Annotated in this window: 18 protein-coding genes; 7 read left to right on the top strand and 11 right to left on the bottom strand. The window is 72.5% G+C overall.

The annotated features are described in order from the left end of the window. Window positions 1–108 precede the first annotated feature (108 nt). A complete protein-coding gene (locus tag AB0I22_RS21235) occupies window positions 109–1,191 on the top strand; it encodes an NAD(P)/FAD-dependent oxidoreductase (RefSeq protein ID WP_363132385.1) in 1,083 nt (360 codons plus the stop codon). 71 nt (window positions 1,192–1,262) lie between these two features. Here AB0I22_RS21235 and AB0I22_RS21230 read toward each other — a convergent pair whose 3' ends face one another. Next, the gene (locus AB0I22_RS21230) at window positions 1,263–1,841 is read right to left on the bottom strand and encodes an XRE family transcriptional regulator (protein WP_363132384.1); all 579 of its coding nucleotides are present in this window, start codon (window positions 1,839–1,841) and stop codon (window positions 1,263–1,265) included. Between the two features lie 124 nt (window positions 1,842–1,965). On the opposite strand from AB0I22_RS21230, the gene AB0I22_RS21225 reads away from it, so the two are divergent. Together AB0I22_RS21225 and AB0I22_RS21220 are read left to right on the top strand one after the other, a co-directional pair. Continuing rightward, window positions 1,966–3,549: an MFS transporter gene (locus AB0I22_RS21225; protein ID WP_363132383.1), complete on the top strand. Its 1,584-nt coding sequence runs from the start codon at window positions 1,966–1,968 to the stop codon at window positions 3,547–3,549. Between the two features lie 67 nt (window positions 3,550–3,616). Continuing rightward, the gene (locus AB0I22_RS21220; protein WP_363132382.1) at window positions 3,617–4,699 is read left to right on the top strand and encodes an alkene reductase; all 1,083 of its coding nucleotides are present in this window, start codon (window positions 3,617–3,619) and stop codon (window positions 4,697–4,699) included. 56 nt (window positions 4,700–4,755) lie between these two features. Here the strand turns inward: AB0I22_RS21220 and AB0I22_RS21215 are convergent, their stop codons facing one another. After that, window positions 4,756–5,502 (bottom strand): SDR family NAD(P)-dependent oxidoreductase, encoded by a 747-nt coding sequence (locus AB0I22_RS21215; RefSeq protein ID WP_363132381.1) that lies wholly within the window; start codon window positions 5,500–5,502, stop codon window positions 4,756–4,758. 186 nt (window positions 5,503–5,688) lie between these two features. Continuing rightward, on the bottom strand, window positions 5,689–6,105 hold the full coding sequence (locus AB0I22_RS21210; RefSeq protein ID WP_363132380.1) for a hypothetical protein: 417 nt from the start codon (window positions 6,103–6,105) through the stop codon (window positions 5,689–5,691). A 180-nt stretch (window positions 6,106–6,285) separates the two neighbouring features. Here AB0I22_RS21210 and AB0I22_RS21205 point away from each other — a divergent pair, with 180 nt between their 5' ends. Then, the gene (locus AB0I22_RS21205; protein WP_363132379.1) at window positions 6,286–6,672 is read left to right on the top strand and encodes a helix-turn-helix domain-containing protein; all 387 of its coding nucleotides are present in this window, start codon (window positions 6,286–6,288) and stop codon (window positions 6,670–6,672) included. 140 nt (window positions 6,673–6,812) lie between these two features. Then, a complete protein-coding gene (locus AB0I22_RS21200; RefSeq protein ID WP_363132378.1) occupies window positions 6,813–7,454 on the top strand; it encodes a DUF1707 domain-containing protein in 642 nt (213 codons plus the stop codon). Here AB0I22_RS21200 and AB0I22_RS21195 read toward each other — a convergent pair. From AB0I22_RS21195 to AB0I22_RS21165, 7 genes are all read right to left on the bottom strand, one after another. Beyond that, the gene (locus tag AB0I22_RS21195; RefSeq protein WP_363132377.1) at window positions 7,426–8,481 is read right to left on the bottom strand and encodes an NAD(P)-dependent oxidoreductase; all 1,056 of its coding nucleotides are present in this window, start codon (window positions 8,479–8,481) and stop codon (window positions 7,426–7,428) included. The two genes, AB0I22_RS21200 and AB0I22_RS21195, sit on opposite strands and share 29 nt — an antisense overlap. A gap of 79 nt (window positions 8,482–8,560) precedes the next feature. Beyond that, the gene (locus tag AB0I22_RS21190) at window positions 8,561–9,265 is read right to left on the bottom strand and encodes a lysophospholipid acyltransferase family protein (protein WP_363132376.1); all 705 of its coding nucleotides are present in this window, start codon (window positions 9,263–9,265) and stop codon (window positions 8,561–8,563) included. Between the two features lie 118 nt (window positions 9,266–9,383). Beyond that, complete coding sequence (locus AB0I22_RS21185) at window positions 9,384–9,542, bottom strand: hypothetical protein (protein WP_363132375.1); 159 nt, start codon at window positions 9,540–9,542, stop codon at window positions 9,384–9,386. A gap of 93 nt (window positions 9,543–9,635) precedes the next feature. Then, entirely contained in the window at window positions 9,636–10,592 is a 957-nt protein-coding gene (locus AB0I22_RS21180; protein WP_363132374.1) for a cytochrome c oxidase assembly protein, read from the bottom strand. 137 nt (window positions 10,593–10,729) lie between these two features. Then, the gene (locus AB0I22_RS21175) at window positions 10,730–11,755 is read right to left on the bottom strand and encodes a 6-phosphofructokinase (protein ID WP_363132373.1); all 1,026 of its coding nucleotides are present in this window, start codon (window positions 11,753–11,755) and stop codon (window positions 10,730–10,732) included. Between the two features lie 170 nt (window positions 11,756–11,925). Then, window positions 11,926–12,654: a glutamine amidotransferase gene (locus AB0I22_RS21170; protein WP_363132372.1), complete on the bottom strand. Its 729-nt coding sequence runs from the start codon at window positions 12,652–12,654 to the stop codon at window positions 11,926–11,928. 24 nt (window positions 12,655–12,678) lie between these two features. After that, window positions 12,679–13,917, bottom strand: a complete 1,239-nt coding sequence (locus AB0I22_RS21165) for a MurT ligase domain-containing protein (protein ID WP_363132371.1) — start codon at window positions 13,915–13,917, stop codon at window positions 12,679–12,681. 166 nt (window positions 13,918–14,083) lie between these two features. On the opposite strand from AB0I22_RS21165, the gene def reads away from it, so the two are divergent. Further along, window positions 14,084–14,644, top strand: coding sequence for a peptide deformylase (gene def / locus AB0I22_RS21160; RefSeq protein WP_363132370.1), 561 nt, complete (start codon window positions 14,084–14,086; stop codon window positions 14,642–14,644). Between the two features lie 15 nt (window positions 14,645–14,659). On the opposite strand, the gene AB0I22_RS21155 is transcribed toward def, so the two are convergent. Then, window positions 14,660–15,304 carry a TetR family transcriptional regulator gene (locus AB0I22_RS21155; protein ID WP_363132416.1) on the bottom strand — a complete coding sequence of 215 codons (645 nt, stop codon included), beginning with the start codon at window positions 15,302–15,304 and terminating at the stop codon, window positions 14,660–14,662. Between the two features lie 151 nt (window positions 15,305–15,455). Between AB0I22_RS21155 and AB0I22_RS21150 the strand changes: the two genes are divergently transcribed. Continuing rightward, complete coding sequence (locus AB0I22_RS21150; protein WP_363132369.1) at window positions 15,456–16,682, top strand: acyl-CoA dehydrogenase family protein; 1,227 nt, start codon at window positions 15,456–15,458, stop codon at window positions 16,680–16,682. Window position 16,683 lies beyond the last annotated feature (1 nt).

The raw sequence follows: 16,683 nt of genomic DNA, 5'->3' as shown, positions 1-16,683 counted from the left end.
GTGCGGGGGCACGGTGCGTTCGTACGGCGCCGGCCCCCGGCAGGATGGTTTTGCCGGACCGGCAAGAGAAATAGCACCTCGGGCCGAGGGCCGCGCACCGTGTGCCGCATGAGCGATGAACGAGTTTCCGGTGCATTCGATGTGATCGTCCTCGGCGGAGGCGCGGCGGGCCTCTCGGGCGCGCTGACCCTGGCGCGCGCCCGGCGGTCCGTCCTGGTCGTGGACGCGGGCGAGCCCCGCAACGCCCCCGCCGCCGCGGCCCACGGCCTGCTGTCGCGCGACGGAGCGGCCCCGCTGGAGCTGCTGCGCGCCGGACGGGACGAAGTGACGCGCTACGGAGGGAAGATGCTGTCCGCGCGCGCGACGGCCACCCGCCGCACGGAGCGGGGCTTCACCGTCGAGACGGAGGGCGGGGAGGTCTACGGCGCGCGCCGCCTGCTGGTGACCACGGGGCTGGCGGACGAGCTGCCGGCGGTTCCGGGGCTGCGCGAGCGGTGGGGGCGGGACGTGCTGCACTGCCCGTACTGCCACGGCTGGGAGGTGCGCGACACCCCGATCGGAGTGCTGGGCACGAGCGCCGCCGCGGTCCACCAGGCGCTGCTGTTCCACCAGTGGTCGCGGAAGATCACGCTCTTCCTGCACACCGGTCCCGAGCCCGAAGAGGAGCAGTGGGAGCGGCTGGCCGCCCTCGGCATCGCCGTCGTGGCGGGGGAGGTGGCCGGTCTGGAGGTCACGGACGACGCGCTGACCGGTGTGCGACTGGCCGCCGGCCCGCGCATCCCCGTGCGGTCGCTGGCCGTGGCGCCGAAGTGCGTCGCCCGCGGCGAGATCCTGTCGGGCCTGGGGATCGGCGTCGCGGAGCACCCCATGGGAGTGGGCACGTACGTACCGTCCGACCCGAACGGCGCGACGGACGTCCCCGGCGTGTGGGCGGCCGGCAACGTCACCGACCTGATGGCCGGCATCCCCGTGGCGCAGGCCGGCGGGGTGACGGCGGCCGCCGCGATCAACGCCGACCTGGTGAACGCCGACGCGGACGAGGCGGTGGCCCGCCGCCGCGCGGGCGTGGCCGACGATGTCGCGGACGTCTTCAGCGCGGCGAACGAGGCGGCGGTCTGCGAACGGATCCTGGGCGACCGCCGGCACGGCGTCGACTCGCTGCTGACGACTGCTTCATCTGGCGAGGTCTGAGGGGCAAGACGGGGCCTGATGAGGCCCGACGAGGTCTGACGGGGCCTCGCGAGACCCGACGGACCCGTAGGTCAGGAGGGGCCGGCGGGGCGGGCGCGGAGGTGGGCGCGCTCGCCCTGCTTGCCGAAGATGACGAGCAGTTCGACCGGCTGATCGTCGTCCGGGCCGAGCCAGTGCGGTACGTGCGTGTCGAACTCCGCCACCTCACCGGGCGCCAGGGCCAGCGACCGCTCGCCGAGGTGCAGCCGCAGCCTCCCGTCGAGCACATAGACCCACTCGTAGCCCTCGTGCGTCTTCAGCTCGGGCTCGCCGGAGCCGGGGCGGATGACGAGCTTGTGCGCGTGCAGCCCGCCCGGCCTGCGGCTCAGCGGCACGTAGGTCATGCCGTCTTGCGTGACGGGCCGCAGATGCACCCGCGGGTCGCCCGTCTCGGGAGCGCCGACGAGCTCGTCCAGCGGCACGCTGTACGCGCGGGCCAGCGGCAGCAGCAGCTCCAGGTTGGGTTTGCGGCCCCCGCCTTCCAGGCGCGAGAGCGTGCTCTCGGAGATGCCGGTGGACTGCGCCACCGAGGCGAGCGTGACGCCGCGTCGCCGACGCAGCTCCCGAAGCCGGGGGCCGATGGCCGTCAGGGCCTGTTCGATTCCGTCCATGCCCCCACCTTGCCGAAACGGCATGAGCTTTTGCAACTCTGCCGTAGCCGGTCGCACTCTCCAGGCGACGCGAGCGGCCCGCCGCTCGCCGGTCCCCCTCGACTACCGCTCAGGAGAGCCCTCGATGACCAGCCCCGCCCGGCCCGCCGGGACACCGGCGGACCCGCAGGCGCCGAACCCGCACGCGTCGGATTCACAAGCAGCGGCCCTGCACGCGCCGGACCCGCAGGCGCCGGATCCCCACGCGCCGGACTCACAAGCGCCCGACCCGCGCAGATGGATGGCGCTGATCGTGGCGTCGGTCGCGACGCTGATGGTCGTCCTGGACGTGTCCATCGTGAACATCGCCCTGCCGCGGGCCCAGAGCGACTTGGGCATGAGCGACGCGAACCGCCAGTGGATGATCACCGCCTACGCCCTGGCCTTCGGCGGCCTGCTGCTGCTCGGCGGACGCGTCGCCGACTTCGCCGGCCGCAAACGGACCCTGCTCATCGGCCTCCTCGGATTCGCCGCGGCGTCCATGCTCGGCGGCATCGCACCCGCCCCGGGCATCCTGTTCGCCGCACGGGCCCTGCAAGGCGGCTTCGCCGCACTCCTGGCGCCCGCGGCGCTCTCCATCGTCACGGTCGCCTTCACCGACGAGAAGGAACGCGCGAAGGCCTTCGGGATCTTCGGCGCCTTCCAGGGCGGGGGCGGCGCGGTCGGACTCCTGCTCGGCGGCGTCCTCACCGACTACGCCGGCTGGCGCTGGTGCATGTACATCAACATCCCCATCGCCCTGGCGGCGGCACTGGCCGCCCGGCACTTCGTCCGCGAGAGCCGCGCCGCCGGAGACCGCCACTACGACATCCCCGGCGCCGTCCTCGTGACCGGCGGCCTGGTCGCCCTCGTCTACGGCTTCGCCCGGGCCGCCGACGGCGACGGCTGGACGGCCCCCGCGACCCTGCTGCTCCTGGCCGCGGCCGTACTCCTTCTCGCCGCCTTCGCCGTTGTCGAAAGCCGGACGGCGCACCCCCTGCTGCCCCTGCGGGTGATCCTCGAACGCAACCGCGCCGGGGTGTTCCTGGGCAACCTCCTCCTCGGCGCCGGCATGTTCGGCATGAACCTCTTCATGACCTACTTCCTCCAGGTCAACCTCGGTTACTCGCCGCTGGCGGCCGGCTGCGCGTTCCTGCCGTTCAGCGTCGGCATCATCGCCACCACCACGCTGGCCGCGCCCCTCGTCACCCGCCTCGGCCCCAAGCCCCTGATGGTCGGCGGCACGGCGCTGGCCACGGCGGGCATGTTCTGGCTCACCCGCCTGGACACCGGCTCCGGCTACCTGGGCGAGATCCTGCCGACCCAGATCCTGGTCAGCGTGGGCGTGGGGCTGTTCTTCCTCGCCGGCCCCAACGTGGCCCTGTCCGCCGTCGACCCGCGCGACGCCGGAGTCGCCGGCGCCGCGCTGAGCACCAGTCAGCAGATCGGCGCGGCGCTGGGCCCGGCCCTCCTCAACACCCTCTACATCTCCGCCGTCAGCGGCTACCTCGCCGCCCGCACGACGGATACGGGCGCGGCCTCGCATGCCTTGCGGATGGCGGCGTTCCTGCACGGCTACCGCGTCGCGTTCATCGTCGCGGGCGCGCTCCTGGCCGCCGCGTTCCTCGTCCTCGTCGCCCTGGTGAAGACCTCCCGGGCGCCCGCCGCCGACGCGCGGCCCGCCGCCTGAATCCCAGCCACCACTCTTCGGCCGCGTTCGCCAACGCAGCCGCCATCCCACCAGAAGGAGCACCCCCATGTCGGATCTCTTCGAGCCGGTGACCGTCGGCAAGTGGACGCTGAACAACCGCGTCGCCATGGCCCCCATGACCCGCAACCGGGCCACCCCCGACGGCCTGCCCACCGACCTCATGGCCGCGTACTACGGGCAGCGCGCCACCGCCGGGCTGATCATCACCGAGGGCGTGCAGCCCAGCGCGGCGGGCCAGGGCTATATGAACTCGCCCGGCCTGCACACCCCCGCGCAGATCGAGGGCTGGCGCGCCGTCGCCGACGCCGTGCACCGCGGCGGGGGCCGCATCGTCGCGCAGCTCATGCACGCGGGGCGCATCTCGCACCCCGACAACAAGCACCAGGCCGAGACCGTCGCCCCCAGCGCGATCGCCGCACCGGGCGAGATGTTCACCGCCGCGGGCCGCCGGCCCCACCCCACCCCGCGCGCACTGCGCACCGAGGAGATCCCCTCCGTCGTCGAGGAGTACGCTCGGGCCGCGCGCGCCGCGATCGACGCCGGCCTCGACGGCGTCGAACTGCACGGGGCCAACGGCTACCTCCTCCACCAGTTCCTCGCCCCCTCCACCAACCACCGCACCGACGCCTACGGCGGCACCCCGCGGGCCCGCGCGCGGTTCGTCATCGAGGTCGCCCAGGGCGTGGCCGACGCCATCGGCAGCGAACGCGTCGGCATCCGCATCTCGCCCGCCATCAACCTCCATGGGGCCCTGGAAGACGACCCGGAGGACACCGCCGTCACCTACCGGACGCTCGTCGACGCGCTGTCCGCCATGGGCCTGGCCTATCTGCACACCATCGGCGCCCCCGAGACCCCGCTGCTGAAGGACCTCGCCGACCGCTTCGGGGGCTCCCGCATCGTCAGCAACGGCTGGGACCCCGTCACCGACGTGACCGCCGCGCGCGCCCTCGTCGAGAGCGGCCGGGCCGACCTCGTCGCCGTGGGCCGGGCCTTCATCGCCAACCCCGACCTCATGCACCGCTGGCGGACCGGGGCGGCGCTGAACGAGCCCGACGGCACCACCTTCTACGGCGGCGACCACCGCGGCTACACCGACTACCCGTCCCTGCCGGTGACCGCGGGCTGAGGCCCGTACCCCGCGCGTACGCCTTCGGGGCGCGGCGTACGCGCGGGGGCGGCGGGTCAGCGCATGAGGGCGCCGCCGTTGATGTCGTACGTCGCGCCGGTGATGAAGGAGTCCTCGGCGGAGAGGAACACGGCGAGGCGGGCGACGTCCTCCGGGGTGGCGATGCGGCCGAGCGGCACCTGGGCGGTCATCTCGGCGAGGGTCTCCGGGGAGACGGAGCGGACCATGGGCGTGTCGATCATCGCGGGCGCGACGGCGTTGACGGTGATGCCGTGGGAGGCCAGTTCGGCGGCGAAGACGCGGGTCAGCGAGATCAGGCCCGCCTTGGTCGTGCCGTAGGCGGCGCCGGTGGGCCGGGGCGCCTGGCCCGCGATGGAGGACATGTTGACGATGCGCCCGAACCCCCGCTCCCGCATGTCGGCGGCGACCATGCGCGTGAGGAAGAACGCGGCCCGCAGATTGACCGCGAACACGTCGTCCCACTCCTCGGGCGTGATGTCCCAGAGCGACTTGACCAGCGGCCGGGCCGCGTTGTTGACGAGTACGTCCACCGGGCCCCACGCGCTCGCGGCGCGGTAGCCGGCGGCCAGGGCGTCGAGGTCGCGCAGATCGGTGCGGATGGCGAGGACGCGGTCGCCGCTGGGGTCCAGTTCGGCGGCGAGGGCGCGGTTGCGCTCGTCGTCGACGTCGAGCGCCGCGACCCGCGCGCCCTCGTCGTAGTACGCGCGCACCAGGGCGGCCCCGAGCCCTTGGGCGGAACCGGTGATCAGGACGGTGCGTCCGGCGAGGCCGGTGGAGAGCATGGTGCGGGTCCTTTCGGGAGCTGCGGGAAGAAGGAGAGAGGGGAAGGGGAGCGGCCCTGCACGACCGGACCGCGCGGCGTCGGCCGCACGTGCGGTGCGGGTGACGGGCTCGTACCGGCAGCGGGTGAAGGACAGCGGCTTACGGGCGCGGGGCCCGACAACAGCGGCTCAGGGCCGCGGGGCCCGTCACCGCGTGCCGAAGAACAGCGGGCGGCCGAGCCTCGCCTCGACGCGCAGGTAGCGCCAGAGCCGGCTCTCGCCGACCGGCGTCTCGCGGACGATGCCGCAGACCTCGGAGGCGGTGGCCACGTCGGGCACGTCGGCGAGGATGTAGGAGGTCCAGGGCCAGCCGGGCGTCGCGCCGACCATCAGCTGGTCGTCGTCGAGGGTGCCGAGCACCGTGATGCCGAAGCGCTCGGCGAGCCGGTCGAAGGCGGGCGTGATCGCGGCGGCCACCGCGGCGCGTTCGTCGTCGCCGGCGTTGAAGAACTCCTGGGTGACGGCGATGCAGAAGAGCGTCCGCAGCGGCGTGCCGTCGCCGTCCTGCTCCGGTCCGCCGGTCGCGGGCGCTGGGGTGGGGGAGGCGTCGGTGGTGTCGTGCACGGCGGTCTTCCGTCTCTGTGGGGAGCGTTCCGCGGGAACGCTCTGGGGGAGTGGCTGCGTGCCGGCGGGGTGGCTGCGGGCAGGGGTGTGCCGCAGGGCACAGCGTTGCACCGCCGGAACATTTACAGGATCATCGAAATGACAATCCGTACGCTAACACCCAGTTTGAGAGATCTCTAAATGTCTCCCTCCGTGCGCACCCTGCCCGCGCCGCCCGCCGACTCGCCGCCGGCCGACGCCGACCAGCCGGACACCGCCGACCTGTGCCTCGGCGGGCTGCTCCAGGCGTTCAGCGAGCCCCTGCGGCAGCTGATCGTCCGGCGGCTGGCCGTGGAAGCGGAGGTGGGCTGCGGCGACATCGAGCTGCCGGTGACGCGGGCCACCGGCTCGTACCACTTCCGCATCCTGCGCCAGGCGGGCTGGACCCACACCCGGCGGATCGGGCGCGAGCGCTACATCTCCCTGCGGAGCGCGGACATCGAGGACCGCTTCCCCGGCCTGCTGCCGGCGCTGCTCCGGGCGGCGGAGGCGGATGAGGTGCGGAGGGACGGCAAGGCTCGCGGGTGAGGCGGGGCGGCCCCCGCGCGCGGTGCGCGTCCCGATCGGCCCGGGAGGGCGATGGCGGCGTGTTCGTCGCCTTGCCGCTCCATAGTGTCGCGATATAGCGTGAGTGCGCCGCTGGGTCCGTATCGCTGAGGAGACCGCCCATGCCCGATCACGACGCCGCCCCGGAGCCGCTCCGCAAGCCCGCCCGGCCCGCTGCCCCGGCCCCGGCTGCCCAGGCCCCCGCGGTCCGCGCCTCCGACCAGGAGCGCGACGCCGCCGCGGCGCTCCTCTCCGACGCGCTCGCCCTCGGCCGCATCTCCGCCGACGAGCACTCCGACCGGCTGGAGGCCGTCTACCAGGCCCGCACCCGAGCCGAACTCGTCCCGCTCACCGCGGACCTGCCCGCGCCCGAGCCTGGCCGGGCCCTCGCCGACCCCGTCGACGCCGAGCCCGTGACCGCCCTCTTCAGCAAGATCCGGCGCGGCGGCCAACTGCCCGTGCCTCCGCACTCCGTCGTACACGCCCGGTTCGGCGCGGTCGTCCTCGACCTGCGGCACGCCGTCTTCACCCGGCGCGAAGTCGTGATCGAGGCCAACTCCTTCTGCGGCAAGATCGAGATCCTGCTGCCCGACGAGGCGCAGGTCTACGACACCGGCACCGCGCTCTTCGGCAAGCGCTCCCTGCCCGGCAAGACCCCTAAGGGCGGCGCGGACGGCCCGGTGGTGCGGATCACCGGACGGTCCGTCTTCGGCCATGTGCGGCTCATGCGGAACTTCAAGTGGCCTTGGCGCGAGTGGCGTTGAGCCAGGCGTCCTCGGCCGCGTAGTCGAAGATCCCGCCGTCGGAGCCGGTCCCGGCCATCAGCGGGAACGCCTCCCGCCAGTCCCGGCCCGCCAGCTCCCCGGCCAGCCACTCCACCGTACGGGGCAGCGACTCGGCGTACCCCGTCACCGACCGGTAGCCGAGTTCGCGTTCGGCCGCGGACATGTCGAGCACCACGGGCCGCGCCACGCTCCACGGCGTCTCCCCGATGCCCGGCTCCGGGGGTGCCCCGTCGACCAGCACCACGTCGCTCTTCACGCCCGTCACCGCGTCGACCGCCGCCGAGATCTCCGCCACCGACAGCGCCTCGGGGTCGCCGGCGTTCAGCACCCGCGACCCGGGCCGGGCCGCCGCGAGCCGCACCAGCTCCGCGAGATTGTCGACATGAATGGTGTGGAAGCGGCTCTCGCCGCGCCAGGACAGCACCCGCACCGGACGCCCGTCCAGCGCCCGCTTCAGGAAATACAGCTCCCGCGGCAGTCGGCTGTGCGGGCCGTGGACGGCGCCCGCCCGCAGCAACGTCGTCGGCAACCGGTCGCCGGCCGCCAGCAACTCCCGCTCCAGCGCTACCTTCCGCGTCCCGTACGTCAGATCGCTCGGCGCGACCGTACGGTACGACTCGGGGATCGGCACCGGATAGGCGGGAAAGCCGTCCGGCTCGCCCTGTGTGTCGAAGCTCCGGCCCGTGTCGTCCTCGTACACCGCTCCGCTGGAGATCACCACGGCCGACCCGACGCGGTCCGCCAGCCCCAGCAGTTGCTTCGCGTGCCCCTGCCCGTATGCGACGCAGTCCAGCAGCACATCGCAGCCGTCCCCGAGGGCCGCCGCGAGTGCCGCGTCGTCCTCCCGGTCCACCGCCACCGCCCGTACGTCCTCGGGCCAGTTCGTGTCCCGGCCGGCGCTCCTCGACGCCGCCCGTACGTGCCACCCGTCCGCCGCGAGCGCGCCCACCGCGGCCCGTCCGATCTGCCCGGTCGCCCCGAGCACGAATACGCTTCCGTTCGCCATGGCCGGGACGGTACGGCCCCCGCGAGCGGCGCGCCCATCCCTTTACGCCGTGCGCTGATTCGCCGTCAGCGCAATGGGGTCAGCGCAAGGGGCGCCCGGAGCGCCGTGCCTGGTCGGCCTTCTTCGCCTCGGTCGCGTACTGGTCCACGTACTCCTGCCCGGAGAGTCGCAGGATCGCGTACATGATCTCGTCGGTCACGGCCCGCAGCGCCAGCCGCTCATCGCTCAGCCCCACGAACCGCGAGAAGTCCAGCGGCTCCCCGAACCGGATCGTCACCGGCCTGATCCGCGGCATCGACCGGCCCGGCGGCTGGATCTCGAACGTGCCGACCATCGCGCACGGCACCACCGGCACCCGCGCCCGCAGGGCCATCGCCGCGACGCCCGTACGCCCCTTGTACAGCCGCCCGTCGTGCGACCGCGTGCCCTCCGGATAGACCCCCAGCAGCCGGCCCTTGCGCAGCACCGCCAGCCCCGAGCGCAGCGCGCCCTGCGACGCCTTGCCGCCGGAGCGGTCCACCGGGATCTGTCCGGCCCCGCGGAAGAAGGCCGCCGTCAGCCGGCCCCGCAGCCCCCGGCCCGTGAAGTACTCCGACTTCGCGAGGAACGTGATTCTGCGCGGCAGGATCACCGGCATCAGGAAATGATCGGAGAACGACAGATGATTTCCCGCGACGATCGCCGCGCCGTCATCCGGAATATGGTCGATGCCCTCGATTCTCGGCCGGAACAACAGCCTGAGCGGTGGCCCCAGGAACACGTATTTGAGCAACTGATAGAACACGGCGGCCGCCTTCCCCCTCGTCCCGGTGCCGACGCACAGTAGTCCCGCGGCGGCCCGCGGGGGAGAGGCCGGACCGCACCGGTCGAGGACGGCGCGAGCACCGCGGACCGGCCCCGCCTCAGTTCCCCCGCGCCACCACCACCCCCACCGTCAGCAGCCCCAGCACCACCCAGGTGAACCACAGCCAGCCGTTGCTCCCCAGCGCCACGCTGTAGCCGGTCACCACGACCAGGCCGCCCACCGTCATTCCGGCCATCGTCCGTGCAGATCCGGGCATGTCCCGCACCTCCCTATGGCGGCCCGGCCGAAAACGCGAGGACCGCGGTCAGGGGACCATCGTCACCCCGCCGCGGTCCTCACCGCCAGACGGCTACTGTCCGCCGCGCGCCCGGAGCGTCGCGAGATACGCGTTGTACGCCGCGAGCTCCTGGTCGCCGTTGCGCGCCTCCATCCGGTCCGAGCGCCGCGCCTGCCGCTGCTCGGACTTGTACCACTGGAAGACCAGCGCGATCAGCACGACCACCGAGGGGATCTCGCTGAACGCCCACGCGATGCCGCCCGCCGCCATCTGGTCCGAGAGCGGATCGACGCCCAGCGAGGCCGCCGGATGCATATACGTGGAGATCATCGGCTCCGACGCCATCATCAGCGCGATACCGAAGAACGCGTGGAACGGCATCCCCGCGAACAGCTCCAGCATCCGCATCACATAACCCGGCCGGTGCGGCCCCGGGTCCACGCCCATGATCGGCCAGAAGAACACCAGGCCCACCGCGAGGAAGTGCACCATCATCGCGATGTGCCCCGCCCTGCTGCCCATCAGGAAGTCGAAGATCGGCGTGAAATACAGCGCGTAAAGGCTCGCGATGAACAGCGGAATCGTGAACACCGGGTGGGTGATGATCCGCATGTACCGGCTGTGCAACAGCGCCACCAGCAGTTCGCGCGGCCCCTTTCGGCCGCGCGCCGCCGTGGGCAGCGCCCGCAGCGCCAGCGTCACCGGCGCCCCCAGCAGGATCAGAATGGGGGAGAGCATGCTGATGACCATGTGCTGCACCATGTGCACGCTAAACATGACCATGCCGTAGTCGTTGAGCTTGGTGCACATCACCAGTGCCACCGTCAGCACGCCGATGACAAACGCGACCGTACGCCCCACCGGCCACGCGTCCCCGCGCCGCCGCAGCCGCACCACGGCCCAGCCGTAGAGCGCGAGCCCCAGCAAGCAGCCGACCATGAAGAAAGCGTCGCCGCTGAACTCCAGGCTCCGCCCCAGCGTGAACGGCGGCAGATCCATCATCATCATGCCGTGACCGCCGTGGTCCATCCGCTCTCTCCTACTTCGTACCAATGCGCCCGCACCAGACTAGAACCGCCCCCGGCCGGAGTTCCGGCCGGGGGCGGCTTTCGGCGCCGATCGCGTCCTAGGGGCAGGGGGAGCGGAAACGGCCGAAAAAGATCAGCTCAGAGCACGCACTCCGCCTCGCCGTACCGCTCGGCGGGCACCGTCTTGAGCGTCTCCACGGCCTCGGCCAGCGGCACCAGCGTGATGTCCGTGCCGCGCAGCGCCGTCATCATCCCGAACTCGCCCCGGTGCGCCGCCTCCACCGCGTGCCAGCCGAACCGGGTCGCGAGCACCCGGTCGTACGCGGTCGGCGTGCCGCCCCGCTGCACATGGCCCAGGATCACCGGGCGCGCCTCCTTCTCCAGGCGCTGCTCCAGCTCGATCGCCAGCTGCCGGGCGACGCCCGCGAAGCGCTCATGCCCGTACACGTCGGTGGAGCCGATGTCGAAGTCCATCGACCCCTCGCGCGGCTTCGCGCCCTCCGCGACCACCACGATCGCGAACTTCTTGCCCGCTTCGAAGCGCTTGCCGACCAGCGTGGTCAATTCGCCGATGTCGAACGGCCGCTCCGGCACCACGATGGCGTGCGCGCCCGCCGCCATGCCCGAATGCAGGGCGATCCAGCCGGTGTGCCGCCCCATCACCTCGACGATCAGCACCCGCTGATGCGACTCCGCCGTCGTCTTGAGCCGGTCGAGGGCCTCGGTCGCGACGCCGACCGCGGTGTCGAAGCCGAAGGTCACATCCGTCGACGCGATGTCGTTGTCGATGGTCTTGGGCACCCCGACGATGGGCAGCCCCGCGTCCGACAGCAGCCGCGCCGCCTTGAGCGTGCCCTCGCCGCCGATCGGGATGATCGCGTCCAGCCCCAGGTCCCGGACATGGCCGCGGGCCCGCTCGACCCCGTCGCGCAAGTGCGCGGGCTGCACCCGGGAAGAGCCGAGAATCGTTCCGCCACGGGCCAGGATGCCGCCCACCGCGTCCAGATCCAGCTTGCGGTAGTCGCATTCCAGCAGCCCCTTCCACCCGTCGTGGAAGCCGATGACCTCGTCACCGTGGTCGGCCACCGCGCGGTGCACGACGGACCGGATGACGGCGTTCAGGCCGGGGCAGTCGCCACCGGAAGTGAGCACACCAATTCGCATGGCACGAAAACCTTTGCAACAGGGCCGGATGACCGGACCCCGTCGTCCGGCTGGATCATCCCCGCCACCCTACAAGCGCGGGTGGCGGGGGAACCGATCCGTCCGTCATACGGGCCACTTGGCCACGCGGGGGCCATGCCGCGTTCATCACGCGGGGCGCGCCGCGCTGCTCACGCGGGCTGCGACGCCGCCGAGATCCGCTCGGCGCGCAGCGCCTCGTACCACTGCTCGTCCACCGGCGGCAGCGCGTTCACATCGAGCGCCAGCTTCAGCATCAGGTCCGCGATCAGCGGATTGCGGGCCAGCACCGGGCCGTGCATGTACGTGCCGAAGACGGTGTCGTTGAACGCGCCCTCGGTGCCGTCGCCCGAGCCGTTGCCGTTGCCGAACCGCACCCGCGCCAGCGGCCGCGCGGTGGGGCCCAGGTGCGTGACGCCCTGGTGGTTCTCGAAACCGGTCAGCGGCGGCAGCCCCAGCCGCTCGTCGATGTCGCCCAGCACATCGCCGACGCACCGGTCGCCCTCGCCGCGGGTGCTGACCACGTCCAGCAGCCCCAGGCCCTGCTCGCGCTGGCCGAGGTCGTTGATGAACTCATGGCCCAGGATCTGGTATCCGGCGCACACCGAGAAGACGATCGCGCCGTTGGCCACCGCCCGGTTCAGCCCGCCGTCCCGGCGCAGCCGCTCGGCCGCCAGCCGCTGCGGCCGGTCCTCGCCGCCGCCGATCAGATAGATGTCCCCGGAGGTCGGGATCTGCTGGTCGGAACGGACGTCCAGGCGCTGGACGTCCAGCCGGCGCTGGCGCGCACGCCGCTCCACCACCAGGGCGTTGCCCTGGTCCCCGTACGTGCTCAGCAGGTCGGGGTAGATCCACACCAGGCGCAGACTGCTCTGGCTCATGGGTTAAGGCTCCTTACGCGGGTGTCAGTTGCCGACGCGGCGGCGTACGTCCTGGAACGCGGTGTAGTTCGCGATGACCTCGATCCGGCCGGGCGGCGACATCCGCACTGCCTCGTCCACGTCCTCGCACACCCGGAAGTCCAGCCCCGCGACCTCCAGGCGCACCGCCAGGTCCAGCTTGCGGTCGCCGATGACGAGGATCGGGTGGCCCGCGAGGCGGGTGTAGTCCACGTCCCACAGCCAGGAGGTGTCCGTGCCGTCGGCGCCGCGCGCGTTGACGGCGAGGATCACCGGCGTGGGCGGCGGGTCGATCAGCGAGAACGTCTCCAGCCAGCCGGCCGGGTTCTTCGCCAGCAGCAGCCGCAGCTCCCGCTCCATGAAGGTGACCACGTCGTACCGCCCGGCGACCGCCTGGACCGAGTACATCCGCTCCAGCGCCACCTGCGGCGGCACCCCGAAGGCGGCGGCCACGGCCGCGGAGGTGGTGGCGTTCGCCTTGTTCGCCCGGCCCGGCAGCTGGAGGTGGATCGGCCACGCGCTGCCGTGCGGGTCCAGGACGTAGTCGCCGGAGAGCGCCCAGCTCGGAGTGGGACGCCGGAAGCCGCACTCGGCGCAGAACCAGTCGTCGCCGGGGCGCTGCATCACGCCGCCGCACGACGGGCACGACCAGGCGTCGTCCTTCCACTCCTGGCCGGCCGCCACCCACACCACGTTCGGCGAGGAGGAGGCCGCCCACACGATGAGCGGGTCGTCGGCGTTCGCGATCACCACGGCCTTGGTGCCGGCCAGGCCCTCGCGCCACTTCTCGGCGAGCATGCGGGTCTCCGCGGCCCGGTCGAGCTGGTCGCGGGAGAGGTTCAGCAGCGCGATGGCCTTGGGCCCCACATCGCGCGCGACCCCCGCCAGATACTTCTCGTCCACCTCGATCACGCCGTACCGCGCGTCGGACCCGCCGGCCAGCGCGGAGGTGATGCCCGCGGGCATGTTGGCGCCCAGCGCGTTCGAGACCACCACTCCGCTGGCCCGCAGCGCCTCGGCGATCAGCCGGGTCGTGGTCGTCTTGCCGTTGGTGGCCGACACCAGGACCACGTCCAAGTGCGTCGCCAGCCGGGCCAGCAGGTCGGGGTCGAGCCTGAGCGCCACCTTGCCGCCGATCACCGATCCGCTGCCGCGGCCCGCGGCCCGCGATACCGCCGCCGCGGCCTTGCCCGCCGTCACGGCCAGCTTGGCCCGCGGGGACAGCGGCTCCGTGTTCCCTGCCATCGTCCTAGCTCCTCCTTGCATCCGGCGCCGCGCCTGCCTCGTGGTCCGCCGGCGGAACGCCCCCTCCGCGCCGAATCGCCAGCCGGGAGGCATCGGTCAGGGATCAGCCTATCGAGATCCGACCGCAGGCCCGAACCTGCCGCCCGCGGACCGTACGCTTTGACGCATGCGAAACGGCACGATCCCCGGCGGTCGCGGACTCGTACGCCCGATGCGGCTGCTCGGGGACCCGGTCCTGCGGGCGCCCTGCGCCGCGGTCGAGGAGTACGGTCCGGACCTCGACACGCTCATCGAGGACATGTACGCGACCATGTACGCGGCCCGGGGCGTCGGGCTCGCGGCCAATCAGGTCGGCGTGCCGCTGCGGGTCTTCGTCTACGACTGCCCCGACGACGAGGACCGCCGCCACCTCGGCCACATCGTCAACCCCCGGCTCGTCGAGGCCGACGGCGTGCGGGTGCGCGGCCCGGAGGGCTGTCTCTCGCTCCCCGGCGTCGAGGCCGGCACGCCCCGCTTCGACCGCGCCGTCGTCGAGGGCACGACGAAGGACGGCGCGCCGGTCCGGGTGGTGGGCACGGGTTTCTTCGCCCGCTGCCTCCAGCATGAGAGCGACCACCTCGACGGGGGGCTGTTCACCGACCGGCTGACGGGGCTGCGCCTGCGCCGGGCGCTGCGGGCGGCCCGGCGGGCGCCGTGGTCGACGCCCGCCGTACCCGCCGCTTCCTGAGACCCGCGGCCGCCGTCAGAAGCCGGGGCCGTCCAGCCGGTCGCCGGCCGCGGCCAGCCGCCCCCACAGGAGGTCGGCGAGGTGCCGTACCAATTCGGCGCGGGGGAACGGCCGCTCGCGCAGCCACCAGTCGCCCGCCGCGTGCATCATGCCGACGATGCCGTGGCCCCAGGCCCGCGCCAGCTGGTCGCCGCCGGGGCCGAGGTCGACCCGCTCGGCGATCACCTGGGCCAGCTCCTCGCCGAGCCGCCGCAGCAGCGGCGCGGAGTGCCGGCCGACGTCGAACCCCTGCTCCGAGGGCTGCTCCTCGTCGGCGGGGTGCATCAGGAACCGGTACACCTGCGGCCGGGTCTCGATGGCCACCAGGTACGTGTCCAGGGTCGCCTCGACGCGGTCGCGGCGGGGGACGGGGGAGTCGAGGGCCGCGCGCAATCCGTCGAGCAGGGCGTCGGTGTGGCGCACGGCCAGCGCGCGGTAGAGCCCGCCCTTGTCGCCGAAGTGCCGGTACAGGATCGGTTTGGTGATCCCCGCCTCGGCCGCGATGGCGTTCATGGACGCCCCCGGCCCGTCCCGCATCACCACCCGGTCCGCGGCCTCCAGCAGCTCTTTGCGCCGCGCCTGCGCGGCTCGCTGCTGATCTTCGCGCTGACTGGTCTCCACCATGTGTGCCTCCCCGCCCCCGTGACTCTTGACGCATGCGCAACGTAACACCCGGTCCACTCAGCGGATCGGGGTGCCGTACCAGGTTGACAGCGCTTACTGGCGAGTAACACACTCATGTTACCGCTAGTAACAAATAGTTGGAGGGGTCATGGCCGAGTTCACCATGGAGCTGAATGAGGACCAGAGGGAGGTGCGCGACTGGATCCACGGCTTCGCCGCCGACGTGATGCGCCCGGCGGCGGCCGAATGGGACGAGCGCGAAGAGACCCCCTGGCCTGTCATCCAGGAAGCGGCCAAGATCGGCATCTACTCGCTCGACTTCTACGCCCAGCAGTTCTTCGACCCCACCGGCCTCGGCATCCCCATGGCCATGGAGGAGCTCTTCTGGGGCGACGCGGGCATCGGCCTGTCCATCGTCGGCACCGGCCTCGCCGCCGTCGGCGTCCTCGCCAACGGCACCGAGGAGCAGATCGGCACCTGGATCCCCCAGATGTACGGCGACGCCGACGACGTCAAGGTCGCCGCCTTCTGCTCCTCCGAGCCCGACGCCGGCTCCGACGTCGCCGCGATGCGCACCCGCGCCGTCTACGACGGGGCCAAGGACGAATGGGTGCTGAACGGCACCAAGACGTGGGCGACCAACGGCGGCATCGCGGGCGTCCACGTCGTCGTCGCCGTGGTCGACCCCGAGCTCGGCTCCAAGGGCCACGCCTCCTTCATCGTCCCGCCGGGCACCCCCGGACTCTCCCAGGGCCAGAAGTTCAAGAAGCACGGCATCCGGGCCTCGCACACCGCCGAGGTCGTCCTGGAGGACGTCCGCGTCCCGGGCCACTGCCTGCTCGGCGGCAAGGAAAAGCTCGACGAGCGCCTCGCCCGCGCCCGCGAACGCGCCAAGAACGGCGGCGAGCGCGTCAAGAACGCCGCCATGGCCACCTTCGAGGCGTCCCGCCCGGCCGTCGGCGCCATGGCGGTGGGCACCGCGCGCGCCGCCTACGAGGAAGCCCTCGAATACGCCAGGACCCGCTCCCAGTTCGGCCGCCCCATCATCGACAACCAGGGCGTGGCCTTCCAACTCGCCGACATGCGGACCCAGATCGACGCGGCCCGGCTGCTGGTCTGGCGCGCCTCCTGGATGGCCACCGCCGGCAAGCCCTTCACCTCCGCCGAGGGCTCCATGTCGAAGCTCTTCGCCAGCGAGACCGCCAAGAAGGTCACCGCCCAGGCCGTCCAGATCCTCGGCGGCAACGGCTTCACCCGCGAGTACCCGGTCGAGCGCATGCACCGGGACGCGGCCATCTACACCATCTTCGAGGGCACCAGCGAGATCCAGCGCCTGGTCATCGCCCGCACCGTGTCGGGCATGCCGATCCGCTGAG

The organism is Streptomyces sp. NPDC050610 (assembly GCF_040654875.1).
Taxonomy (GTDB): Bacteria; Actinomycetota; Actinomycetes; order Streptomycetales; family Streptomycetaceae; genus Streptomyces.
The sequence above is the reverse complement of the archived record's forward strand: the minus strand, read 5'-3'. Positions and strand labels throughout refer to the sequence as shown.

Coding starts and splice junctions, on each gene's coding strand:
- AB0I22_RS21235 (WP_363132385.1), top strand. CDS start 109: ATGAGCGATGAACGAGTTTCCGGTGCATTCGATGTGATCGTCCTCGGC.
- AB0I22_RS21230 (WP_363132384.1), bottom strand. CDS start 1,841: ATGGACGGAATCGAACAGGCCCTGACGGCCATCGGCCCCCGGCTTCGG.
- AB0I22_RS21225 (WP_363132383.1), top strand. CDS start 1,966: ATGACCAGCCCCGCCCGGCCCGCCGGGACACCGGCGGACCCGCAGGCG.
- AB0I22_RS21220 (WP_363132382.1), top strand. CDS start 3,617: ATGTCGGATCTCTTCGAGCCGGTGACCGTCGGCAAGTGGACGCTGAAC.
- AB0I22_RS21215 (WP_363132381.1), bottom strand. CDS start 5,502: ATGCTCTCCACCGGCCTCGCCGGACGCACCGTCCTGATCACCGGTTCC.
- AB0I22_RS21205 (WP_363132379.1), top strand. CDS start 6,286: ATGTCTCCCTCCGTGCGCACCCTGCCCGCGCCGCCCGCCGACTCGCCG.
- AB0I22_RS21200 (WP_363132378.1), top strand. CDS start 6,813: ATGCCCGATCACGACGCCGCCCCGGAGCCGCTCCGCAAGCCCGCCCGG.
- AB0I22_RS21195 (WP_363132377.1), bottom strand. CDS start 8,481: ATGGCGAACGGAAGCGTATTCGTGCTCGGGGCGACCGGGCAGATCGGA.
- AB0I22_RS21185 (WP_363132375.1), bottom strand. CDS start 9,542: ATGCCCGGATCTGCACGGACGATGGCCGGAATGACGGTGGGCGGCCTG.
- AB0I22_RS21180 (WP_363132374.1), bottom strand. CDS start 10,592: ATGGACCACGGCGGTCACGGCATGATGATGATGGATCTGCCGCCGTTC.
- AB0I22_RS21175 (WP_363132373.1), bottom strand. CDS start 11,755: ATGCGAATTGGTGTGCTCACTTCCGGTGGCGACTGCCCCGGCCTGAAC.
- AB0I22_RS21170 (WP_363132372.1), bottom strand. CDS start 12,654: ATGAGCCAGAGCAGTCTGCGCCTGGTGTGGATCTACCCCGACCTGCTG.
- AB0I22_RS21165 (WP_363132371.1), bottom strand. CDS start 13,917: ATGGCAGGGAACACGGAGCCGCTGTCCCCGCGGGCCAAGCTGGCCGTG.
- def (WP_363132370.1), top strand. CDS start 14,084: ATGCGAAACGGCACGATCCCCGGCGGTCGCGGACTCGTACGCCCGATG.
- AB0I22_RS21150 (WP_363132369.1), top strand. CDS start 15,456: ATGGCCGAGTTCACCATGGAGCTGAATGAGGACCAGAGGGAGGTGCGC.